This window comes from Microbacterium sediminis, assembly GCF_004564075.1.
Lineage (GTDB): Bacteria > Actinomycetota > Actinomycetes > Actinomycetales > Microbacteriaceae > Microbacterium > Microbacterium sediminis.
In genome coordinates this window covers 2,459,068-2,482,301 of sequence record NZ_CP038256.1, presented here as the reverse complement: position 1 = coordinate 2,482,301, position 23,234 = coordinate 2,459,068, and the positions used below count along the sequence as shown (strand labels likewise).

Annotated in this window: 18 protein-coding genes; 9 read left to right on the top strand and 9 right to left on the bottom strand. The window is 73.1% G+C overall.

What is annotated here, in order from left to right; translation table 11 throughout:
* Positions 1 to 108: 108 nt before the first annotated feature.
* Positions 109 to 5,055 carry a lamin tail domain-containing metallophosphoesterase family protein gene (locus tag E3O41_RS11875; RefSeq protein ID WP_067024933.1) on the top strand — a complete coding sequence of 1,649 codons (4,947 nt, stop codon included), beginning with the start codon at positions 109 to 111 and terminating at the stop codon, positions 5,053 to 5,055.
* 7 nt (positions 5,056 to 5,062) lie between these two features.
* On the opposite strand, the gene E3O41_RS11870 is transcribed toward E3O41_RS11875, so the two are convergent.
* Positions 5,063 to 5,713 carry an alpha/beta hydrolase gene (locus tag E3O41_RS11870; RefSeq protein ID WP_067024930.1) on the bottom strand — a complete coding sequence of 217 codons (651 nt, stop codon included), beginning with the start codon at positions 5,711 to 5,713 and terminating at the stop codon, positions 5,063 to 5,065.
* Between the two features lie 111 nt (positions 5,714 to 5,824).
* Between E3O41_RS11870 and E3O41_RS11865 the strand changes: the two genes are divergently transcribed.
* The gene (locus E3O41_RS11865) at positions 5,825 to 6,475 is read left to right on the top strand and encodes an NUDIX hydrolase family protein (RefSeq protein WP_067024927.1); all 651 of its coding nucleotides are present in this window, start codon (positions 5,825 to 5,827) and stop codon (positions 6,473 to 6,475) included.
* A 33-nt stretch (positions 6,476 to 6,508) separates the two neighbouring features.
* Here the strand turns inward: E3O41_RS11865 and E3O41_RS11860 are convergent, their stop codons facing one another.
* Both E3O41_RS11860 and E3O41_RS11855 read right to left on the bottom strand, forming a co-directional pair.
* Complete coding sequence (locus tag E3O41_RS11860; RefSeq protein ID WP_067024924.1) at positions 6,509 to 7,261, bottom strand: MIP/aquaporin family protein; 753 nt, start codon at positions 7,259 to 7,261, stop codon at positions 6,509 to 6,511.
* Between the two features lie 62 nt (positions 7,262 to 7,323).
* Entirely contained in the window at positions 7,324 to 8,394 is a 1,071-nt protein-coding gene (locus E3O41_RS11855; RefSeq protein WP_067024921.1) for a threonine aldolase family protein, read from the bottom strand.
* A gap of 98 nt (positions 8,395 to 8,492) precedes the next feature.
* Here E3O41_RS11855 and E3O41_RS11850 point away from each other — a divergent pair, with 98 nt between their 5' ends.
* The 4 genes from E3O41_RS11850 (at position 8,493) to E3O41_RS11835 (ending at position 12,853) form a co-directional block, all read left to right on the top strand.
* Positions 8,493 to 9,674, top strand: coding sequence for a sensor histidine kinase (locus E3O41_RS11850; RefSeq protein ID WP_240482307.1), 1,182 nt, complete (start codon positions 8,493 to 8,495; stop codon positions 9,672 to 9,674).
* A 62-nt stretch (positions 9,675 to 9,736) separates the two neighbouring features.
* The gene (locus E3O41_RS11845; RefSeq protein ID WP_135012699.1) at positions 9,737 to 10,318 is read left to right on the top strand and encodes a response regulator; all 582 of its coding nucleotides are present in this window, start codon (positions 9,737 to 9,739) and stop codon (positions 10,316 to 10,318) included.
* Between the two features lie 298 nt (positions 10,319 to 10,616).
* Positions 10,617 to 11,408: an ABC transporter ATP-binding protein gene (locus tag E3O41_RS11840; RefSeq protein ID WP_067024915.1), complete on the top strand. Its 792-nt coding sequence runs from the start codon at positions 10,617 to 10,619 to the stop codon at positions 11,406 to 11,408.
* Positions 11,405 to 12,853 carry an ABC transporter permease gene (locus E3O41_RS11835; protein ID WP_067024912.1) on the top strand — a complete coding sequence of 483 codons (1,449 nt, stop codon included), beginning with the start codon at positions 11,405 to 11,407 and terminating at the stop codon, positions 12,851 to 12,853. The genes E3O41_RS11840 and E3O41_RS11835 overlap by 4 nt, the downstream gene beginning before the upstream one ends.
* Before the next feature lie 133 nt (positions 12,854 to 12,986).
* Here the strand turns inward: E3O41_RS11835 and E3O41_RS11830 are convergent, their stop codons facing one another.
* The 4 genes from E3O41_RS11830 to E3O41_RS11815 all read right to left on the bottom strand — a co-directional run bounded on the left by E3O41_RS11830 (position 12,987) and on the right by E3O41_RS11815 (position 17,331).
* Positions 12,987 to 14,411 (bottom strand): DUF6421 family protein, encoded by a 1,425-nt coding sequence (locus tag E3O41_RS11830; RefSeq protein WP_067024909.1) that lies wholly within the window; start codon positions 14,409 to 14,411, stop codon positions 12,987 to 12,989.
* A gap of 752 nt (positions 14,412 to 15,163) precedes the next feature.
* Entirely contained in the window at positions 15,164 to 15,646 is a 483-nt protein-coding gene (locus tag E3O41_RS11825) for a GNAT family N-acetyltransferase (protein WP_135012439.1), read from the bottom strand.
* A gap of 196 nt (positions 15,647 to 15,842) precedes the next feature.
* Positions 15,843 to 16,142, bottom strand: a complete 300-nt coding sequence (locus E3O41_RS11820; protein ID WP_067024903.1) for a putative quinol monooxygenase — start codon at positions 16,140 to 16,142, stop codon at positions 15,843 to 15,845.
* Positions 16,143 to 16,179: 37 nt separating this feature from the next.
* Entirely contained in the window at positions 16,180 to 17,331 is a 1,152-nt protein-coding gene (locus E3O41_RS11815) for a benzoate/H(+) symporter BenE family transporter (RefSeq protein ID WP_067024900.1), read from the bottom strand.
* A 252-nt stretch (positions 17,332 to 17,583) separates the two neighbouring features.
* Between E3O41_RS11815 and E3O41_RS11810 the strand changes: the two genes are divergently transcribed.
* The 3 genes from E3O41_RS11810 (at position 17,584) to E3O41_RS11800 (ending at position 19,609) form a co-directional block, all read left to right on the top strand.
* Positions 17,584 to 18,444 carry a spermidine synthase gene (locus tag E3O41_RS11810; RefSeq protein WP_067024897.1) on the top strand — a complete coding sequence of 287 codons (861 nt, stop codon included), beginning with the start codon at positions 17,584 to 17,586 and terminating at the stop codon, positions 18,442 to 18,444.
* Positions 18,445 to 18,557: 113 nt separating this feature from the next.
* Complete coding sequence (locus E3O41_RS11805; protein ID WP_067024895.1) at positions 18,558 to 19,082, top strand: hypothetical protein; 525 nt, start codon at positions 18,558 to 18,560, stop codon at positions 19,080 to 19,082.
* 35 nt (positions 19,083 to 19,117) lie between these two features.
* The gene (locus E3O41_RS11800; RefSeq protein WP_067024892.1) at positions 19,118 to 19,609 is read left to right on the top strand and encodes a SprT-like domain-containing protein; all 492 of its coding nucleotides are present in this window, start codon (positions 19,118 to 19,120) and stop codon (positions 19,607 to 19,609) included.
* 80 nt (positions 19,610 to 19,689) lie between these two features.
* Here E3O41_RS11800 and E3O41_RS11795 read toward each other — a convergent pair whose 3' ends face one another.
* Together E3O41_RS11795 and E3O41_RS11790 are read right to left on the bottom strand one after the other, a co-directional pair.
* Complete coding sequence (locus E3O41_RS11795) at positions 19,690 to 20,319, bottom strand: 2-phosphosulfolactate phosphatase (RefSeq protein WP_067024889.1); 630 nt, start codon at positions 20,317 to 20,319, stop codon at positions 19,690 to 19,692.
* 23 nt (positions 20,320 to 20,342) lie between these two features.
* Entirely contained in the window at positions 20,343 to 23,177 is a 2,835-nt protein-coding gene (locus E3O41_RS11790; protein ID WP_135012438.1) for a cation-translocating P-type ATPase, read from the bottom strand.
* Positions 23,178 to 23,234: the final 57 nt, after the last annotated feature.

Sequence of the window (23,234 nt, the reverse complement as noted above, 5' to 3'; positions counted from 1 at the left end):
GGGAGGCGGCCCGGGCGTGACAGCCCGCGCGGATCGACACCCGCGATTCAGCGCCCGTTCATCCGGCATGCCACGATCCGTCACCGCGAGGCGATTCGCTCGTCGTTCGTGACTTCCCGCGTCTTCGCGCGCCGCCGCGCCGCGCTCGCCTCCCTCGCCGCCGCCGCGATCGCCGTCACGGGCGTCGGCATCGCCGCGCCCGCCGCGGCCGCCGCGGAGCCGATCCCGCCGCTGGTGATCACCGAGGTGATGCAGGACAACGCCGGCACCCCCGGCGACCAGGACCTCTTCGAGTTCTACGAGATCACCAACACCACGGCCGAGCCGATCGACATCGCCGACTACCGGCTGCAGTACAACAACGCGGCCTTCCTCGAGGTGGTGGAGCCGGGCACGGACGCGCCGCTCGCCGACGCCGTGATCCCCGCCGGCGGCACGGCGGTGTTCTGGCTGCGCTACGGAGTGGTCTCGGGGGAGACGGCCGTCGGGCAGTGGCAGCTGACCGAGGCGGAGTTCCGCGCGCACTACGGCGACGCCGCCTCGACCTACCCGCTCTTCCACGCCACCGGCCAGGGCGGATTCGCGAACCAGGGCGGCCGCTCGCTGCGCCTCTACGAGGCCGACGGCACGACGCTCGTGTCGGGCGCGGACTACAACCGCGTCGCGACCAACCGCGGCGCCTCGGACCACTTCACGCTGCCCGAGAGCGGCAGCGTGCTCGTCAATCCGATCGCGGGCGCACCGACGCCGGGCGCGGTCGCACCCCAGCAGCTCGTGCGCCCCGAGCCGGCGGGCGAGCCCGAGCCGCTGCCCACCGACCCCGACCTGCGCGCGCCCCTGCTGCAGATCACCGAGATCGCGCCCGACACCACCAACGTCGACGGCGCCGACGGCTACGAGTTCATCGAGGTGTACAACGCCTCGGAGGCGCCGATCTCGTTCGCCGACTACACGCTGGCGTACCTCTACACCGACAACGCGCTCACCGAGCCCGTCACCACGAGCTCGACGCTGTGGCCCGCCCAGCCCGCCGACGTCACGATCGCCGCCGGCGGCACGCTCGTGCTGTGGATCAAGAACCCCACGGTCGTCGCGGCGGGGCTGACGGTCGACGACTTCAACGCGGCATTCGGCTCCGACCTCGTGCTCGGGCAGGACATCGTCGAGATGTACAACGGCGGCCTCGCCAACGGCGGCTCGCGCGGCATCCAGGTGCTCACCAACACCGGCCACGACATCAGCCGCGCCTACTACTTCACCGACGCGCAGACCACCGCGACCACGGCGATCCAGTACGGCTGGAACCCGACCGGCGGCACGTACCTGTGGAGCCCGCAGGCGCCGGACGGCACCGTGCAGACGATGATGAGCCTGGCCGCGCCGACGCCGGGCGCCGTGAGCGCCGATCAGGTGCCGGCCGCGCTGATGCTGCCGCCCGCCGCCGGATCGGCTCCGGTGATCACCGATCTCACGGGCGGCTCCGACGTGCCCGACACGGCCGACCTCGACCTCGGCTTCGACGTGACCGACGACGTGCTCGTCCGCTCGGTGACGCTGCGCATGACCGACAACCTCGGGGCCACGCAGACGCGCAGCCTGCGCTTCGAGGCGGCGAACCGGTACTACTACTCGGTGCCCGCGGCCGACCTGTTCGGCAAGCGCTGGATCGAGTACACGCTCGTCGCCAGCGACGGGGCCACCGAGTCGACGCTGGGCCCCGTGCGCGTCGACCTCGTCGAGGACGAGCCGGATGCGGTGCGGATCAACCTCGCCGACGGCCAGGTGCTCGGGGGCCAGACCCGCGTCTCCGCGACCGCCGACGGAGGCGCCGCGGACCTGGAACTCACGATCGACGGCGCACCGGTGGCCGATCCGGTGCGCTCGCTCGAGACCGGCCCCGTGTTCGCGTTCGAGGCGACCAGCACCGACGCGTTCTTCCGCAACGGCGTCAAGCTCGGCGACGAGGTGCTGCGGATCTTCGACGAGGGGTACTACGCGCGCATCGTGACGGTCGACGCGACGGTACCCGTCGAGCGCGTCGTGCCCGGTGAGCAGGTGACGCTGTCGATCACCGCCGGCACCAAGGCGTGGCCCGAGGCCGACGTCAACGAGAACAACGACGACTTCGCCGCCATGAACCTGCGTCTCGCGCTGCCGGACGGGCGGGTGCTGCGTCCCGATCAGTGCGCCACCACGAAGGAGCTCGCCGGCGAGGTCACCGCGCCCGCGTTCGTCGCGTGCCCGGCGCCCGACGCGCGTATCGCGTTCTCGGATGCCAACCTCGTCTCCTTCCTCGCCACCTTCACCGTGCCCGACGACGCCTTCACGTCGGTCTCGACGGTCTGGGACACCACGGCGATCGCCGACGGCGAGCACGTCATCGCCGCCCGCGCCGGCGAGGCTACCGCGACCCGCACGGTCCGGGTCGACAACACCGCGCCGGCGATCGAGACGCCGCTTGCCGAGGGCGAGACCTACCGCGGGCACTTCGGGGTCGACGCCACCGCGACCGACGCGGGATCGGGCGTCGCCGAGCTGACCGCCTCGCTCGACGGATCGCCCATCACGCTGCCGCTGGCGACCTCGTCGCTCGCGCTGGCCCCGGGCGAGCACGTGGCCGAGTTCGTGGCGACGGATGCCGTGGGCAACACCGCCACGCGCGCCGTGACCTTCGTGACGGCCGACGAGCGGCCGGGCATCACGCTCGAGAGCCCCACCGACGGCGCGATCATCGAGGGCGAGAAGGTCGATCTCGTCGCCACGCCCAGCTCGCCCGAGCAGGACGCGCTCGACCTCAGCTTCCGCGAGGGCTACGGCTACGCCCCGGGCGACGCCGACGTCACCGTGAGCGCGGGCACCGTCACCGACGCCGCGGCCACCGACCGCAGCGGCGCCGTGGCCCTGGGCGCCGAGGACCTCGCCAAGCTTCTCGGCACCGACGGCGTCGACGTCGAGACGACGAGCGAGACCGCGCTGCCGTACCAGCTGTTCACGGTCGCGGTGCCGGAGACGGCCGGCGCCGGCTCGCTCGTGCGGGTCGACTGGCGCGGGCGCGCCAACGCCGACGCCAAGGTGACGCTCTTCGCGCGCACCGTCGACGGCGCCTGGGAGCAGATCGATCAGGTGCTCACCACCCAGGGCGCCCCGACCGAGTTCACCCTCGACGCCCTCGTGCCGGTGGACGGGCATGCCGCCGACGGCACGCTGACCTTCCTCGTTCAGCACTCGGAGGGCTTCGCCGGGACCGATCTGTCGGCGCGCGACACCGCGGTGGACCCGTACCACGCCGAGGAGACGGCGCGCTCCGAGTACGACTTCACCGTCGCGATCGAGTCGGACACGCAGTACTACAACGAGACCGACGGCTACTACCCGCACCAGCTCGCGATCCACGACTTCCTGCTCGAGCAGCGGGCGAACCTCAACCTGCAGTACCTGATCCACAACGGCGACATCGTCAACGTGCACACCGAGCCGCACCAGTGGGCGAACGCCGACGCCGCCTACCGGATGCTCGACGAGGCCTCGCTGCCCTACGGCGTGCTGGCCGGCAACCACGATGTGGGCGGCTTCGCGGCGGACTACTCGCAGTACGGGCAGTTCTTCGGCGAGGCGCGCTTCGCCGAGAACCCCTGGTACGGCGGCTCCTACAAGGACAACCGCGGCCACTACGACCTGGTGTCGGTCGGCGGGGTGGACTTCCTGTTCCTCTACATGGGCTGGCCGACGCCGAACGACGAGGCGTCGAACACCGAGGACATCGCGTGGATGAACGAGATCATCCAGCGCTACCCCGAGCGCAAGGTGTGGCTCAACCTGCACGAGTACATGCTCACGACGGGCGGTCTCGGCCCGTTCCCGCAGCGCGTGTTCGACGAGGTGGTCAAGGCCAACCCGAACGTGTTCGCGGTCAGCTCGGGGCATTACCACGACGCCTACACGCGCACCGACGAGATCGACGACACCGGCGACGGCGTGGCCGATCGCACCGTGTACTCGATGCTCTTCGACTATCAGGGGCTCCCGGAGGGCGGGCTCGGGTACCTGCGCCTGGCCCACTTCGACAACGACGGCGGCCGGATCGTCTTCCGCACCTACTCGCCCTCGCTGGACGACTTCGACTCCGATGACGCATCGCTGAACGACCCGGCGGGCATGCAGGAGTTCGAGATCCCGTACGCGGCGGTGGGGATCGTGCCGCAGGCCAAGACGCTGGCGACCGACTCGTTCCGGGCCGAGATCCTCACGGCCAACGAGATCGGCGCGGTGGCGGCCGCGGCGCCGGGCCAGGCGGTGACGGTGCCGTGGCAGGGCCTCGCCGAGGGCGATCACGGCTGGTACGTCATCGCCGAGGGCCCGCACGGCGGCATCGAGTACTCGCCCGTGCGCGCCTTCACGACCGTGCCCGCCGAGGAGGAGCCGGGCAACCCCGGCGGCGGCAACCCCGGCAACCCGGGCGGCAATCCCGGCAACCCCGGTGGTGGCAACCCGGGCGGGAACCCGGGCGGCGGCAGCCCCGGTGGTGGCAACCCGGGTGGTGGCAACCCCGGCGGCGGCCAGCCCGGCGGCGGCAACGAGGGCGGCGGCAACGCGGGCGGCGGCACGCCCGGTGGCGGCGACCACGGTGGCGGCGGCTCCGTCGGCGCCGGGTCCGGCACGGTCGGGGCGGCGCACGGCTCGGCCCTCGTGCCCGGTGGCCGCATGGCGGTGACGTTCGAGGGATTCCAGCCGGGCGAGGAGGTGCGCTTCGTGCTGCACTCCGATCCGATCCCGCTCGCCGAGGTGCTCGCGGCCGATGCCGAGGGCGTCGTCTCGGGCGAGGTCACGATCCCGGCCGAGGCGCCGGCCGGCACCCACCGCCTCGAGGCGATCGGGGCGTCGGGGCTGTCGATCATGTCGGCGCCGTTCACGATCACGGCCGAGGCCGCCGCCGCGGGGGCGCTGCCGCTGACCGGCGTCGAGGCCGGCCCCACCGCGCTGATCGCGCTCGTCCTGCTGCTGCTCGGCGCGAGCGCGCTGCTCATCGGCTCGGCCCGGCGCCGCGTCGCGCGCTGAGGGGGCGTCAGCCGGCGGCCAGCGCCGACAGCTGCTTGCCGAGGAACACGCGCACGTCGGCGAGCTCCTGCGGCGAGACGGCGTGGCCGAGCCCGGGATAGATCCGGCCCACCAGGTCGGCATGGCCGGGCAGCCAGTCGGTCGTGTGGACGATGAGCGCCTCGGGGATCACCGTGTCGGCCGTGCCGCGGCCCCAGAACACGGGCGGGCGCGATTCGGCCAGCAGCTCGTCGCCGGCGAGCGCGCCCGGCGCCACGTAGCCCGACAGGTTCAGCGCGAACGCGAAGCGGTCGGGCACCAGGCGCAGGGCCTGCAGGGCCACGGCCCCGCCCTGCGAGAAGCCGAGCAGCCCGACGGGGCCCTCGTGCCCGACGGCGTCGAGCCACTCGAGGAAGCGGGCGGCCGACTGCGTCACCGCCTCCGGGTCGCGCGCGCCCTCGCCCTCGAGCGCGTACCAGGCGTGGCCCGGGGCGGGCCAGGGCGGCTCCATCGGAGCCCGCACCGAGGCGATCGCGAAGCCGTCCGGAAGCTCCGGCACGAGGGCGAACAGATCGCGCTCGTCCGAGCCGTAGCCGTGCAGCAGCACGAGCAGCGGGCGGCCGTCGCGCTCGCCCGACCACAGCACCGCCGCGTCGTCGAGGGGAGGGATCGCGCTCATGCGTCCATGATGCCCGGATCGGCCGACATCGGCCCGCGCGGTCCGGCCCCGGGGCCGGCGGTTCGCGCCGCGCGAAACCGGAACGACCCCTTCGGCGGGTATACAGGAGTCATGGCCGTTCGCACCCCCGATCCCGATGACCTGCCCGAGGACCCGGATTCCTCGGGCCCCGCCGACCTGGGGCAGGGGCCGGTCAGCCTCGACACCGGCGCGATCCGCCTGCCGGGCATGCCGAACGCGGCCAAGAACCCGGGCTGGCTGACCGACGTCGAGCTCGCCGAGATCCGCCGCCGGCTGCCGATCCTCTACGTCGAGGCCGTGCCCGTGCGCACCGACGGCACGGGCCAGGTGACCCAGGTGGGCGTGCTGCTGCGCGCCTCGCCGCTGGGCGAGATCATCCGCACGATCGTGTCGGGCCGGGTGCGCTACGGCGAGACGGTGCGCGATGCGCTGTTCCGCCACCTCGAGAACGACCTCGGGCCGATGGCGTTCCCGCTGCTGCCGCCGTCGCCGGTGCCGTTCACCGTCGCCGAGTACTTCCCGATCCCCGGCGTCAGCGCCTTCCACGACGATCGCCAGCACGCCGTGTCGCTGGCCTTCGTCGTGCCGGTGACGGGCACGTGCGAGCCGCGGCAGGACGCGCTCGAGGTCACGTGGATGTCGCCCGAGGAGGCCTCCTCGCCGGCCGTCGCGGCCGAGATGGAGGGCGGTCGCGGGGCGCTGCTGCGCATGGCGCTCGCGAGCGTCGGCGCCGTCCGCTGAGACGGCCGCGTCCGCTGAGACGGCCGCGGCCGGTCAGAGCCCGCCGAGGATGAGGGTGTAGCCGCCCACGCCGAGCAGGCCGCCCAGCAGCGGTGCGGCGATCGGAACCCAGCCGTAGCTCCACTGCGACGAGCCCTTGTGCGCGAGCACCGACGTCGGCAGCAGCTGGTGCAGCAGCCGGGGTCCGAGATCGCGGGCGGGGTTGAGCGCGGGGCCGGTCGGGCCGCCGATGCCCAGCACGAGGCCCCACACGAGGAAGCCCAGGCCCAGGTGCGCGGCGCCCGGCTCGTCGCCGAACAGGGGCGAGCGGGTGATCGCGAGGGCGCACGAGAACAGGGTGACCGATCCGATCAGCTCCGCGATGAACCCGTTGGCGTTCGAGCGGGCGGCGTTGATCGTCGCGAAGGTGCCCAGCACGTCGTCGGGATCGGTGGTGTTGTCGTAGTACCGCTTGTGCGCGATGACGACCATGAGCTGGCCCGCCATCGCTCCGAGCAGCTGGGCGATGACATAGGCGGGCACCTCGGCCCACGGGAAGTACCCCCACGCGGCCAGGCCGATGGTGAAGCCGGGGTTGATGTGGTTGCCCGAGATGCCGCCGAACATCATCGCCGGGATCATCACGCCGATCCCGTACCCCATGGCGATCACGGCCCAGCCGGACTGGAAGCCCTTCGTGCCCTTGAGATGGACGTTGGCGACGGCCCCGTTGCCGATGATGATCATGATCGCGATGCCGATGAACTCGCACGCGAGCCTGACCCACAGGTCGACACCCGGATCCATCGCGCCCCCCTCTCACGACCGATGGCCGCACCCTATCGGCGTGCGGCCATCGACGGTAGGGCTCAGAGCGCGGCGGTGGCGGCCTTCAGCGCGGCCACGAGGGCGTCGACGTCGGACTCCTGGGTGTCGAAGCTGCACATCCAGCGCACCTCGTTCTTCGACGCGTCCCAGTCGTAGAAGCGGAACGACTGCCGCAGCACGTCGGCCACGCCGTCGGGCAGCGAGACGAAGACGCCGTTGACGACGGTCTTCTGCGTCAGGCGCGTGCCGCGAATGGAGCCGTCGGCGATGCCCTCCTCGACGAGCGCGCTCAGGCGGGCCGCCATGGCGTTGGCGCGGGTGGCGTTGCGCAGGTAGAGGTCGCCGTCGAACAGGGCGATCAGCTGCGCCGAGAGGAAGCGCATCTTCGAGGCGAGCTGCATGTCGAACTTGCGGATGTACGTCACGCCGGGCGCCGCGTCGGGGTTCAGCAGCACGACGGCCTCGGCCCCGAGGGCGCCGTTCTTGGTGCCGCCCAGGCTCAGCACGTCCACGCCCGCGTCGGTCGTGAAGGCGCGCAGCGGCAGGCCGAGCGCGGCGGCGGCGTTGCTCAGGCGCGAGCCGTCCATGTGCACGGTCATGCCGAGCTCGTGGGCGTGGTCGGCGATCGCGCGGACCTCGTCGGGTGTGTAGAGCGTGCCGAGCTCGGTCGACTGCGTGATCGACACGACTGCGGGCTGGGCGCGGTGCTCGTCGCCGAAGCCCCAGGCCTCGCGATCCATGAGCTCGGGGGTGAGCTTGCCGTCGTCGGTGGGCACGCCGAGGATCTTGATGCCGGCCACGCGCTCGGGCGCCGCGCCCTCGTCCGTGTTGATGTGCGCGGTCGTGGCGGCGACGACCGCGCCCCACTTGGGCAGCATCGCCTGCAGGCTCACGACGTTCGCCCCCGTGCCGTTGAACACGGGGAACGCCTGGATCCCCTCGCCGAAGTGACCGGCCAGCACCTCCTGCAGCCGCGCGGTGTAGACGTCCTCGCCGTACGCGACCTGGTGTCCGTCGTTGGCGGCGGCGATGGCCGCGAGCACCTCGGGGTGCACGCCGGAGTAGTTGTCGGAGGCGAAGGAGCGGAGCGTGGTGTCGTGCAGAGGGGTCACCCGACAAGCCTAGGACTCCCGCCGGCCCCACCCGCGCGGGCGGGATACAACCAGCGATGGATGTGGGCCGCCCCGCCGCTGGCCTAGCGTGGGAGGCCGTGACCCACCCGCTGTTCCGATCGATCCCCGCCGCGCATCTCATCCTCGATGTGGCGCTCGCCGCCGGGTTCTTCGTCGTGCTCGGGCTCGTGAACCTCGCCCCGGGGCGCCCGTGGATCTTCGCGGTGATCGTGGGGCTCCTCATGTCGGCCGCCCTCGCGGTGCGGCGCCTGTCGCCCGCGCTCGCGCTGGCGATCGCCTGGGCCGGCGCGGTCACGCAGATGGCGATGATGCTGTCGCCGCTGCCCAGCAACATCGCCATCTTCGGCGTGCTCTACGTGACGGCCGCCTACGGGACGCGGGCGGTGATGTGGATCGGGCTCGCCTCGGCGATCGTCGGCGCCCTCACGATCACGGGCTACCTGTTCCTCGTGCTGCCGGCGCTGCTCGGCTCCGGCCCCGCGGGCTTCGTGAGCCCCTTCGCCAGCGCGGTGTTCGTCTCGTCGGTGCTCGCCGCATCCCTGTTCTCGCTGGTGCTGTCGTGGACCTGCGGCGCGCTCGTGCGCTCGGCGATCCAGGCGCGCGAGAACCGCGACGCGCAGCGGCGGGCCGAGATCGAGGCGGCGTCCGAGCAGGAGCGCGGCCGCATCGCCCGCGACATGCACGACGTCGTGGCGCACTCGCTCGCCGTCGTGGTGGCGCAGGCCGACGGCGCCCGCTACGCGGCGGCCGCCGATCCCGACGCCGCCGCCGAGGCGCTGCGCACGATCAGCCAGACCGCCCGCGCGGCCCTGTCCGACGTGCGGCTGCTGCTCACCCAGCTGCGCCATCGCGAGGCGGAGGGACCGCAGCCGACCCTCGCCGATCTCGAGCAGCTGTTCGCGCAGGTGCGGGCCGCCGGCGTGGAGCTCGCGGTCGATGTCGATCCCACGCCGCAGGGCGATGTCCCCGCCTCGGTGCAGCTGGCCGTCTACCGCATCCTGCAGGAGGCGCTCACCAACGCCCTGCGCCACGGCGATCGCGGACCCGTGGACGTGCGGCTGTCGTGGTGGCCGGAGCGCGTGACGCTGCGGGTGGACAACGGCATCGCGCAGCCGGCCCCCGAGCGATCGGACGGCCCGGGGCACGGTCTCATCGGCATCCGCGAACGCGCGCAGCTCGTCGGCGGCCATGCCGAGGCGGGTGCGCAGGGAAGGCTGTTCGTGGTGACGGCCGAGCTGCCGATCGGGGCGGCGGCGTGAGCGGCGATCCGATCCGCGTCGTGCTCGTCGACGATCAGGCCCTGTTCCGCGCGGGCATCCGCATGCTGCTGTCGTCGCAGCCGGACCTCGAGGTGGTGGGCGAGGCCGGCGACGGGCGCGAGGGCGTCGAGGTGGTGCGCCGCACCCGTCCCGATGTGGTGCTCATGGATATCCGCATGCCCGTGATGGACGGCCTGGCCGCGACCGCCGAGCTGCTGGCCGATCCGGCCGCCCCGCGGATCGTCATGCTCACGACCTTCGACCTCGACGAGGCCGCGGCGCGGGCGATCCGGCAGGGAGCCAGCGGGTTCCTGCTCAAGGACGCCGACCCGGAGTTCCTCCTGGCCGCGATCCGCTCCGTGCACGCCGGATCGGAGGTGATCGCCGCCTCGGCGACGCGCGAGCTGTTCGCCCGGTTCGCCGAGCCGGTGCGCCCCGTGCCGCCGTCGTACCGCGAGCTGACCGATCGCGAGCGCGAGATCTTCGCCCTCGCCGCCCGTGGCCTGAGCAACGGCGAGATCGCCGCGCGCGAGTTCCTCAGCGAGGCCACCGTGAAGACGCACATCAGCCGCATCCTCTCCAAGCTCGCCCTGCGCGACCGCGTGCAGCTCGTGGTCTTCGCCTTCGAGCACGGACTGGCCTGAGCGACGCGCGGCCGTCGGTCTCGACTCCGCGCCTTCGGCGCTGCGCTCGACCCGTCTCCGTTCGCTTCGCTCAGTCGACGAGCCCGTCGGGGTCGTCGCTCGTGACGTGCCTCAGCGACCACGGCTCGTCGACCGGAGGCGCGCAGCGCTGGAGCGGAGACGGGTCGAGCGCAGCCGCGTAGCGGCGGAGTCGAGACCGACAGCCGAAACCCACCCGCAAAACGTCATCCTTGCGATGTACGCGGATGCGCCCCGCGGCCGATGACCGCGCTACGGGGCCGTCCGTAGCGTCGAGGACATGGAGATCAGCACCAGCGACCTGGGCCTTGCCGCCCGCGTGACACACCTGTCCAAGACCTTCGGCTCGGGCGACGGCGCGGTCCGCGCGCTCGACGACGTCAGCGTCGGCATCCGCCGCGGCCAGTTCACCGCGATCATGGGCCCGAGCGGATCGGGCAAGTCCACCCTCATGCACATCATGGCGGGCCTGGACGCCCCCACCGGCGGTCGCGCCTGGATCGGCGATCAGGAGATCACCGGCCTGCGCGACTCGGAGCTCACGGTCCTGCGCCGCCGGCGCGTCGGCTTCGTGTTCCAGTCGTTCAACCTCGTGCCCACGCTCGACGTGCGCGGCAACATCCTGCTGCCGTTCGACCTCGACGGGCGCCGCCCCACGGCGGCCGAGCAGGCGCGCATCGACGGCCTCATCGAGTCGCTCGGGCTGCGCGGCCGCCTCACCCATCGCCCGCACGAGCTCAGCGGCGGCCAGCAGCAGCGCGTCGCGATCGCCCGCGCCCTCGCCACCGCTCCCGACCTCGTCTTCGCCGACGAGCCGACCGGCGCGCTCGATTCGCGCACGAGCCGCGAGGTGCTCGCGCTGCTGGCCACCGCCAGCCGCGAGCACGGCCAGTCGATCGCGATGGTCACGCACGATCCGATCGCCGCCGCGCACGCCGATCGCGTGCTGTTCCTGGGCGACGGGCGGATCGTGGCCGACAAGCCGCGGCAGACGGCCGAGCAGATCTCCGCCCACATGCTGGCCGCCGATGGCGCACCCGCCGCTGCAGCCGCCGCCGGGGTGACGGCATGACCGCCGTGACCGTCGATGCCGCGCCGCGCGGCCGGTCGATCGCGTTCCTCGCCGAGCGCGGCATGGGCGCGAGCGTGCTCGTGGCCGCGCTGTCGACCGCGTTCGGCGTCGTCCTGCTCTCGACCACCGGGTACCTCTCGGCGCTGCTGCGGGCCGTCTTCGGCAGCGACGGCGAGACCCTCGCCCTCATGATCCCCGTGCTCAGCGTGATCTTCGTCATCATCGCGATGTACGTGGGCGCGGTGGTCACGGCCAACACCTTCTCGACGATCGTCGCGGGCCGCACCCGCCGGATCGCCCTCATGCGGCTCATCGGCGCCTCCGCGCACGCGCAGCGGGCGGAGGTCGCGCGGCAGGGGCTCGTCGTCGGCGTCATCGGGTCGCTCACCGGCCTCGTCGCCGGCGTCGTGCTGTCGCTCGCCGGCGTCGCCGTGGCCGGCGCGCTGCTCGACGTGCCGCCGGTCGAGTACGCGGTGCTGCAGCCGTGGCTCGCGCTGCCGACGATCGCCGTCGTGCTCACCACCTGGGCCGCGGCGTGGGCCGGCTACCGCCGCGTGCTGTCGGTCACGCCGCTGCAGGCGCTGGGCGGCTCGGTCGAGCGCACCTCGGAGCAGGCGCGCGGCGGCAGGGGCCGCCACGTCGGCGCGATCGCGCTGCTCGTCACCGGCGGCGCGCTGCTGGGCATCGGCGTGATGCTCGGCCTCCTCACGCCGCTGGCCATCGTCGTCTCGTTCGTCGGCGGCCTGATCTCGTTCACCGGCCTCGTCATCGGCGCCACGCTCGTCATGCCGCCCGCGCTGCGGCTCGTGGGCCGGGCGTTCGGCGGCTCGGCCACCGCGCGCATGGCGGCCGAGAACGCGCTGCGCTACCCCGAGCGCTCGAGCCGCATGGCGATCGGCGTGGTCGTGGGCGTCACGCTCGTGACGATGTTCGCCGTCGCGGCCGAGTCGGCCAAGGCGGTCATGATCGCCAACTCCGGCGGATCCATGGGCGCGGACTTCGCGGCCATGATGGACCTGTTCGCCGGCGTGATGATGGGGCTCGTCGCCGTCTCGGCGGTGATCGCGGCCGTGGGCCTCGTGAACCTCCTCACGATCGGCGTGGTGCAGCGCCGCACGGAGCTCGGGCTGCTGCGCGCGCTGGGCCTGTCGAACCCGCAGGTGCGCCGCATGGTGCTGCTCGAGGCGGCGCACATCACGATCACGGCCGTCGCGGTCGGTCTCGTCCTCGGCATCGGCTACGGCTGGGCCGCGGCGCAGTCGCTGCTCGGATCGATCTCGACGGCAGCGGGCGCGCCGGCGGGTGCGCTCGTGCCGCCCGCGGTGCCGTGGCTGCCGATGGTGGTGATCGTGGCGGCCACCGCGATCCTCACGCTCGTCGCATCGGTCGGCCCGACGCGGCTGGCCACGCGCGTGGCCCCGGTCGAGGCCCTCGCGGCCGACTGACGCACGGGGCCACAGGTGGTCGCTTCATCTCCGCGACCTTCGGCCGCTGCGTTCCGCAACCGGGCGGTACAGCCGCTCGGTTGCGGAACGAAGGCGCGAAGCGCCGAAGATGAAGCGACCACCGCGGGCCGGATCAGTACGCCGCCCGGATCCCCGAGGTTGAGGCGATCACGTCGCGCATCTTGCGGTCGAGCGCCTCGTAGAACATCGACAGCGGGAACTCGTCGTCGAGCACGGCGTCCGTGTAGCCCTTCGGCGGGCCCGCGAGGACCTCGTCCGGCAGGCCGCGGGCCCACACCGACGCCGGGTGCGGCGACAGCACGGAGCGCACGAGGTCGTATGCCGCGAGCCAGTGCACCGTCTTGGGCCGGTCGATCGATCGCCAGTACAGCCGATCGATCTCGTCGGCCAGCGCCACCACGGCACCCGGCACGGCGTCCCAGTCGAACGACAGCGACGTGTCGGTCCAGTGCAGCGCGCCGCGCTGGTGCAGCCACGCGAACAGCAGCTGGCCGCCGAGCCCGTCGTAGTTGCGCACCCGCGAGCCGGTGATCGCGAACCGGAAGATCCGATCGAACAGCACGGCGTACCGCACGAGCCGCGCCTGATCGAGCGTCTCGTGGTCGACCTCGTCGAGCTCGCCGGCCGCCTGCAGCCGCTCCTCGATCGCGAGCGTCTCGCGGTAGGCGGTGAGGTCGCAGCGCAGCTCCTCGAGCCCGTAGAGGAAGTACGGCATGCGCTGCTTGATCATGAAGGGATCGAACGGCAGGTCGCCGCGCATGTGGGTGCGATCGTGGATCAGGTCCCACATCACGAACGTGCGCTCGGCGAGCGCCTGGTCGTCGAGCAGCCGCTCGGCATCCTCGGGCAGCTCGAGCTTCGTGATCTCGGCCGCGGCCCGCACGACGCGCCCGTAGCGGGCGGCCTCGCGATCCTGGAAGATCGCGCCCCACGTGAACGCCGGCACCTCGGCCACCGACACCGTCTCGGGGAACAGCACCGCTGAGTTGGTGTCGTAGCCGGGGGTGAAGTCGATCAGCCGCAGGCTCACGAACAGCTTGTTGCAGTAGTGATCGGCCTCCAGCCGCGCGATGAACTCCGACCAGATGACCTCCACGAGCACGGCCTCGAGGTGCCGGTCGGGCGATCCGTTCTGCGTGTACATCGGGAACACCACGAGGTGGCGCAGCCCGTCGACGCGATGCCGCTGCGGCTGGAACGCCACGAGCGAGTCGTGGAAGTCCGGCACACCCAGGCCCTCATCGGACCAGCGGCGCAGGTCGGCCACCGCGGCGGCGAGGTACTCGCGGTCGTGCGGGAAGCGGGGCGCGAGCGCCTCGATCCCTGCGATCACCTCGGCCACGAGCGCGCGGGCGCGGTCGTGCTCCTCGGGCACGGAACCGTCCTTGACCTGCAGCCCCTGCAGCTCGGTGGCGGCGGCCTTGAGCGCGAGCCACGCCGGCTCCCGCTCCACGCCGATCGCCCGGGCGCCGTCCTCGACGACCTCGGGTTCGCCGATGATGGCCTTGACGCTCTCGACTTGGCTCTGCATGGACATGGGAACCTCCGATCTGCTCGGTCGGCCGCGGTGCCGGTCGGCGGTGCGGTGTGGCACCAGATTAGGGGGTCGCTCCGCCGCCGCCCGCGTGGTCAGGCCCACGGCTCGTCGACCGGAGCGGCGCAGCGCGGAGTCGAGATCGGGCCTGTGGCCCTGTGGTCGTCGCTCCGCGACGCGGTGCTCCCCTGGGGATCTCGACTCGCTGCGCTCGCTCGATCCGTCTCGGCGTCGTTCGCTGCGCTCACTTTGCTCGACGAGCCCGTGGGGGTCACGGCCCGTGGGGGGTCGAGACGTTCGACGCGCTGTAGCTCCACGGCTCGTCGACCGAAGCGGCGCAGCCGCGGAGCGGAGACGGATCGAGCGGAGCGGCGCAGCCGCGGAGTCGAGATCGAGGCCTGTGGTCCTGTGGTCGTCGCTGCGCGACGCGGTGCTCCCCTGGGGATCTCGACTCGCTGCGCTCGCTCGATTCGTCTCGGCGTCGTTCGCTGCGCTCACTCTGCTCGACGAGCCCGTGGGGGTCACGGCTCGTCGACCGGAGCGCGAAGCGCGGAGCGGAGACGGATCGAGCGGAGCGGCGAAGCCGCGGAGTCGAGATCTCTAGGCCTGCGCCCCTGGGGATCTCGACTCGCTGCGCTCGCTCGATCCGTCTCGGCGTCGTTCGCTGCGCTCACTCTGCTCGACGAGCCCGTAGGGGTTACGGCCTGTGAACGAAGCGGCGCAGCCGCGGAGGCGAGATCGCCGTGCGCCCGCGGTCAGTCGCGGATCATGCGGTGCTCGACGACCTCGATCCCGAACAGCCGCTCGGTGCTGGTGTGCCCGTCGAAGCGGAAGCCGATCTTCTCGTAGAACCGGATGGCGCGCGCGTTGCCGTCGAGCACGTTGAGCAGTGCCGGTCCGTCGCCGATCGCCGCCGCCGTGAGCGGGCCGGCGACGCCCGTGCCGTGATGCTCGGGCAGGACGTAGAGCGTGTAGAGCTGCGTGATCTCCGGTTCGCCGACCGCGGGGCCCGCACCGGCGAATCCGACGATCTCGCCACCGCGCACCGCGACCCAGGCGCTCGCCGCACCGGTGATCAGCCCCTTCCGCCACCACGCGCCGCGCGCCACGGGGTCGAGCTCGTCGAGCGCCTGCTGCGGCAGCAGCCCGGCGTAGGCGTGCTGCCAGACCGCGACGTGGATCCGGCCGATCGCCTCCGCGTCGTCGGGCACGGCGGGGCGGATCAGCGCGTGCTCCATGCGGTCAGTCTGCCAGCGGGGGATCGTCGTGCGTGCGTGCGTGCTCTGGTGATCTCGACTCGCTGCGCTCGCTCGATCCGTCTCGGCGCCGTTCGCTGCGCTCACTCTGCTCGACGAGCCCGTGTGGGTCACGGCCCGGGAGCGGGCGGGCTCTGCTCGAGGAGCCCGTGGGGCTGCTGCTCGACGAGCCCGGGGGTCACGACCGCAGGGGCGAGCCCACGACGTCGAAGCGGTAGCCGCCGAACTCGCCGCTGAGGAGCGGCCGGGCCGCCTCGATCGAAGCGCGCACCGACGGCAGCTGCAGGGAGGCGGCGTGCGCCTCGGCCGAGGTCCACAGCTCGGCGACGAACACCGTGTCGGGCGCGTCGTCGGATGCGCCGACCTCGTACAGCAGGCACCCCTCGGGCACCTCCGTCCAGGGTCGGGTGAGGTGCGCGATGAGCTCGTCGCGGCGGCCGGGGAGCGCGCCGAGGGTTCCGATGTTCGCGAAGGTCATGCCCCGATGGTGGCGCGCCCCACCGACATCCGCCGGCTCAACCCCGCCGGCCGATCCGCAGCGCGGCGTGCACCGCGAGGCCCGCGAGGAGCGCCCAGAAGGCCGCGCCGATGCCCCACGCGCTCAGGCCGCTGGCCGCGACGAGGAAGGTCACGACGGCGGGGATCCGATCGGCCTCGTCGCGCACGGCGCCGATCAGCGACGACGCCAGCGTCGGCAGCAGGGCCAGGCCCGCGACGGCGGCCAGCACGGCCGGGGCGACGCCCACCAGCGTGGTGATCGCCGTGGCGAGCGCGGCGATCGCGAGGTACAGCAGCGCCGAGACCCGCACGGCGCGCCACCGCTGATGCGGATCCGGGTGCGCGTCGGGCGCGGCCGAGAGCGCGGCGGTGATCGCGGCGAGGTTGATCGCGTGGCCGCCGAACGGCGCGCCCACGATCGTGCCGACGCCGGTGACGATCATCGACTCGCGCCACGGCGCGGTGTAGCCGTAGGACGCCAGCACGGCCACGCCCGGCACGTTCTGCGACGCCATCGTCACGATGTACAGCGGCAGGGCGATCCCGATCAGGGCGGACCACTCGAACGTGGGGACGACGAGGTCGAGCACCGGGAGCAGCGGCCCGTCGATCCCGCGCTGTGCGGCGAGCACGCCGAGCACGATCAGCCCCGCCGCGAAGGCCGCCGGCGCCGCCCACGCCGGGCGCACGCGCATCAGCACGAGCCACACGACGACGATCGGCAGCACCGCCCACGGGGTCTCGATGAGGCCGCGCACGGGCGCGAGGCACAGCCCGACCAGCACGCCGGCGAGCATCGCCTGCGCGATCGGGGCCGGGATCGCCGCGACCGCCCGCGCGAGGCCCGGCCAGAGCCCGGTGAGCACGATCAGCACACCCGCGACGACGAACGCGCCGATCGCCGCCGCCCAGCCGCCGGCGGGCACCGATCCGGCCGCGAGCAGCGCCGCGCCCGGCGTGGACCACGCGAGCACGATCGGCATCCGCGTGCGCTGCGCGAGCCAGAGCATGCCGAGCGCCTGCGTCAGGCACAGGGCCACCAGCCCGGACGCGGCCTGCGTCGGCGTGGCGCCCACCCCCTGCAGGCCCGCGAGCACGACGGCGGATGAGCTGGCGAACCCGACCAGCGCGGTGGTGACGCCCGCCAGGGCGATCCGTCCTCGTTCCATCGGCACGAGCCTAGGGCGGCCGCGTCACCGGGACGTTTCGGGTGCGCAGCCCTGATGCCCGCTCCCGCGCCCTGCACAACGACGGCAGAACGGGGGAGTGGGCTGCGGCAACCCCCGGGGTTTCCGCGGGCGCCGGGGCCTGGGTGGCCGGATCTGCCGTGGTTGTGCAGGCAGGCCCCGCCGCAAGCCTCCGTCGCAAGCCCCGCCGCAAACCCCGCCGCCGCACCCCACCGCCGCGCGTACGCTCGACGGGTGGGCAGGAAGCGGCAGACCGAGGGCGAGACCCCCAGCGCGCGGCTGAGCGATGGGCGGATCGCGCGGATCCTGCCGAGCGACTACGTCTCGGGCTTCGAGGTCGACGTCGACGGCACACCGCAGTCGCACGTGGACCCGGACGATCCCACGCACCTGCACTTCGAGTACGTGGCGCGCATGGGCGCGGTGATCGACCAGCTGCCGGCGGGCCCGCTCACGGCGGTGCACCTGGGCGCGGGCGGGCTGACGATCCCGCGATACATCGAGGCCACGCGGCCGGGATCGCGGCAGCAGGTGATCGAGCTCGAGCAGCCGCTCGTCGACCTCGTGCGCGAGGCGCTCCCGCTGCCGCGGGGCGCCGCGATCCGCGTGCGGATCGGCGATGCGCGCGAGGGTCTCGCGCGACTGCCGCAGGCGATGTGGGGCGCCGCCGATCTGCTGGTCTCGGACGTGTACTCCGGCGCGCAGACCCCGGCGCACCTGACGACCATCGAGTTCTACCGCGAGGCGGCCGCGCTGCTGCGGCCGGAGGGCGTGCTGCTCGTGAACGTCGCCGACGGCGCCGGGCTGGCGTTCGCGCGGCGGCAGGCGGCGACGATCCGCGAGGTGCTACCGGAGATCGCCGTGCTCGCCGAGGTACAGGTGCTCAAGGGGCGCCGGTTCGGGAACCTCGTCATGGCGGCATCGGCGCGCCCCCTGCCGGTCGAGTGGCTGCCGCGGCTCATGGCGGCGGGGCCCCACCCCGCGAAGGTCGCGCACGGCGACGAGATCAATCGCTTCGTCGCCGACGCGCGTCCCGCGATCGACGGCGATGCGACCGACTCGCCGCGCCCGTCGTGGTCGCTGTTCGACCGCTGACGCGTACCGGGATGTTGGTAACGGTTCGGTTTCGGATCGGTCCGCGTGCCCTGCCGAGGACGGCCGATCCGTCCCGCAGACTGGAAGGGCCGACCGCGCGAGGGGAGTGAGCCGTGAGCTACATCCAGGGATACGACAGCGAGACCCTGCGTGAGATCGTGGACCCCGCGGCATGCCGGGCGCGCCTGGCCGAGATCGGTCACCAGCGCAGCCTGCCGGCGCTGCTGGAGCGCGTGTGGCTGCTGAAGGTGCTCGGCCAGCTCGACGACTCGCTCGAGCTCAGCGAGCAGTCCGTGCGGGTGGCGCGGATGGCCGGCACGCGCAAGGACCTGCTGCGCGCGCGCATCCTGCACGCCTCGGTCGTGAACGAGCGCGGCGCCCACGCCGCCGCCGAGTACGAGCTGTCGACCTGCGCCGAGGAGGCCGAGGGGCAGGAGTGGCCCGCGATCACCGCGTTCGCGCTGCAGCACCGCGGCCGCACGCGGTTCGACGCCGGCGACTACGACGGCGCGCGCTCCGACTTCAAGCGCGTGCTGTTCCTGCGCCAGGAGCTGCAGGGCGACGAGACGCAGCTCGAGGTGGCGATGTCGATGGTCGAGGCCGCCGAGCGACGCCGCTCGCACTCGGTCGCCAGCTGACCCCGAATGTCGGTACCCCGGCATAGCATCGGAGCGTGTCGGACCTGGATCGCGTGAGGGTGTGGGCGGATGCCCTCATCCGCCTGCATCTGGATCCGTCGTGGACGTTCGCGTTCGACAACGCCAAGCGCCGCGCCGGCCTGTGCGACTTCTCGCGCAAGCGGATCTCGCTCTCGCGCTACCTGGCGGCCCGCTACGACGACGACACCAACCACCAGACCCTGCTGCACGAGGTCGCCCACGCGCTCGCCGGGCCCGCCGCCGGTCACGGCCGCGAGTGGAAGCGGATCGCGCGCGGCCTCGGCTACGTCGGCGGCACCACCCACCACGGCGAGACCGCCAACGAGCTGGCGCCGTGGGTGGGGGTGTGCCCGGCCGGCCACACGGCCTACCGGCATCGCCGCCCGACGCGCCCCTCGTCGTGCGTGAAGTGCGCGCCGCAGTTCGATCGGCGCCACCTGTTCACGTGGACGCGCCGCGAGATCACCGCGGCCGCCCGCCGCGCGGCCCTCGCGCCCCGGGCCTGAGCCGGTCGCTTCATCTGCGGCGCTTCGCGCCTCCGTTCAGCAACCGGTCGGCGCAACCCTCGCCCCGCGCTGAGCGTGGCTCAGAGCGCGGTGAACACCCCGTCGCGCAGCACGGGCACGGCATCGAGGTCGTCGATCGCGGCGGCCGCCCGCACCTCGTCGACGCGGCCGACCTCGGCCAGCTCCAGGCCCGACGCGCTCGCGGTGAGCAGGTGCTTCACGGCCCGCCGCAGCCCCGCGAACGACTCGGCCGCGACCACGGCCTCGGGCGAGGAGTGGTCGATGCCGAGCGGCACGAGCGCGTCGACGATGGCGCCGGCGCCCAGCTGATCCTCCACCGCGAAGCGCACCGCGTCGCCGGCGCCGCGCTCGCCCGCCGGGACGATCGCCACGCTCGTGCGGGCCGATCGGCGCTCCTGCTCGGCCTTGATCGCGCGCGCCACGGCCGATGCGTTGCGCAGCGAGCCGGCCAGCACGAGGGGCGCGTGCGGCAGCGCCGCGGCGGCGGCCGCGAGCGGGGCGCCGTTGATCGACGAGGAGCGGGCCGCGTCCACCGACACCGTGCCGCCGTCCGTCACCGCCGCGGCGACGGACGAGCTGAACCGCAGCACGTCGACGATCACGTACACGTCGGCCGGGGCCAGCCGCTCGAGCCCCGCGAGGCCCCAGTCGAGCCGAACCTGATACCTGCCCTGGTCGAATGCACCCACGCCGGAAGCCTACGACGCCGGGCTCAGACGACCGCCTCGCCCCGGGCGCGCAGGCGGGCCCGGATGACGGCCTTGCGGATCTCCTCGACCCACAGCACGCACGACGCGAGCGCGACGCCCACGAGCCAGTGCCACAGGTCCAGCGGCGCGGTGCCGAAGGCCACCTGCAGGAACGGCACGTGGACCACGGCGATCTGCAGCGCCACCCCGAGCAGCACGGCCAGCCACAGCCGGCGGTTCGCGAAGATGCCGCGGAACGCGCTCGAGGTGGCCGAGCGCGCGTTGAACGCGGCGAACAGGTTGCCCAGCACGAGCGCGTTGAACGCGGCCGTGCGGGCGACCTCGAGCGAGTCGTCGCCGCCGGGGATGATCCCGCCGGGCAGCCACAGGTCCATGGTGAGCAGGGTGATCACGGCCATCGTCAGGCCGGTCGAGACGATCGCCGTCCACATCCGACCGTCGATCACCCGGTCGCGGGCGCCGCGCGGCGGGCGGGCCATGACGTCGTCGATCTCGGGGTCCACGCCCATCGCCAGCGCGGGCGCGGTGTCGGTGACGAGGTTGATCCAGAGGATCTGCACCGCCAGCACCGGCACGACGATCCCCTCGCCGGCGGCGTCCGAGAGGCCGATGACGCCCATCAGCACCACGCCGAAGAACATGGTCAGGACCTCGCCCATGTTCGAGCACAGCAGGTAGCGCAGGAACTTGCGGATGTTGTCGAAGATCACCCGGCCCTCGTGCACCGCCTTGACGATCGTGGCGAAGTCGTCGTCGGCCAGCACCATCTTGGCGGCCTCCTTCGTCACCTCCGTGCCGGTGATGCCCATCGCGATGCCGATGTCGGCCGACTTCAGCGCCGGGGCGTCGTTCACGCCGTCGCCGGTCATCGCCACGATCCGGCCGTCGGCCTGCAGTGCGTCGACGATCTTGAGCTTGTGCTCGGGCGCGACCCGCGCGTACACCGACGTGCGCCGGGCGACCTCGACGAGGTCGTGGTCGCTCAGCCCGTCGAGCTCGCGGCCCGTCACGGCCACGGTGCCCGGCTCCACGATGCCCAGGTCGGCGGCGATGCGCGCGGCCGTGGCGGGGTGATCGCCGGTGATCATCACCACCCGGATGCCGGCGGCGTGCGCCTGCGCGATGGCGGCCTTCGCCTCGGGGCGCGGGGGATCGATGATCCCGACCACGCCGAGGTAGACCAGATCGGTCTCGGCCGACTCGTCGAGCGCCGGCTCGCCCTCCTCGAGCTCGGGGGCCAGGCGCGCGGCCACGCCCAGGGTGCGGTAGGCGTCGTTGGAGAGCGCCTCGACGTCCTCCAGCAGCGCGTCGCGGCGCACGTCGTCCAGCGGCACGCGCTCGCCGCCGACGAGCACCGCGGTGCAGCGCTCCAGCAGGATGTCGGGCGCGCCCTTGGCGAAGACGAGCACGCGGCCGGCGGGATCGCGGTGCGCGGTCGACATCATCTTGCGCTCGCTCGAGAACGGCACCTCCGCCACGCGCGAGGCCCGGTGCACCTCGTCGGCCAGGCCCGGGATCTTCCGCTCGGCCACGAGGAACGCCGCCTCGGTCGGGTCGCCCGCGATCTCCCACCGCCCCTCGCGCTCCGCGAGCTGCGCGTCGTTGGCCAGCGCGCCCACGCCGAGGACGGCGCGCACCTCGGCCAGCAGCTGGTCGTCCTCGTCGCCGAGCACGTGATCGGCCGCGGCGTCGCGGGCACGCACCCAGGCCTCGCCGACCGGCGCGTAGCCCACGCCCGTGAGCTCGACCGATCCGGACGAGGTGATGATCCGCCCGATCGTCATCTCGTTCTGGGTGAGGGTGCCGGTCTTGTCGGTGCAGATCACCGATGCCGAGCCGAGCGTCTCGACGCTCGAGAGCCGCTTCACCACCGCGTTGCGCCGCGCCATGCGCTGCACCCCGAGGGCGAGCACGACCGAGAGGATCGCCGGCAGCCCCTCGGGCACCGCCGCCACCGCGAGCGAGACGCCCAGCAGAAGCACCGTGACCCACTCGGCCGCGCTGTCGGGGCGCTCGACGATCGAGATGGTGAGCATGATGACGATCGCGATGCCCACGACGATCCGGCCGAGCATCGACCCGACCCTGCCGACCTCGCGCTGCAGGGGAGTGGCCTCCTCCTGCGTCTGATCGAGCATCGTGGCGATCGCGCCCATCTCGGTGTCCATGCCCGTGGCCGTGACGACGGTGCGGGCCGTGCCGCCGTTGACGGCCGTGCCGCGGAAGACCATGTTGGAGCGGTCGCCGAGCGGCACGATCTCACGCAGCGTGGCCGGGTCCTTCTCCACCGGCGCGCTCTCGCCGGTGAGCGAGGCCTCGGTCACCCGCAGCGAGCTCGAGCGCAGCAGCCGCGCGTCGGCGCCCACCTGGTCGCCCTCGGCGAGCTGCAGGATGTCGCCCGGCACCAGCTCGCCGGCGGGGATCACCACGAGCTCGCCGTCGCGCAGCACGGTCGCGTGCGCGCGCGTCATCACCGCCAGCGCGGCCACCGCGTCGGCGGCCCTGGCCTCCTGCACGAGGCCGATGATCACGTTGAACACGATCACCGCCAGCACGACGATCGCGTCGACCGGGGCGCCGTGCGCGCCCTCGATCAGCCACGCCACCACGGAGATCCCCGCCGCGATGAGCAGCAGGATCACGAGCGGATCGTTCAGCTGCGCGAGCACCCGGCGCCACAGCGGCACGGGCGGCGTGCCGCGCAGCTCGTTGGGCCCGTGCTCGGCGAGCCGGCGCGCGGCCTCGCCGGCACCCAGCCCGCGTTCCGGATCCACGTCCATCGCGCGCGCGACGTCGGTGGCATCGGCCAGGGTCGGATCCATCTCCCGCACGTCCATGCCTCACACGCTAGGGACGCGGCGCACCCTGCACCAGGCCTGAGCGGCCCCGCTGAG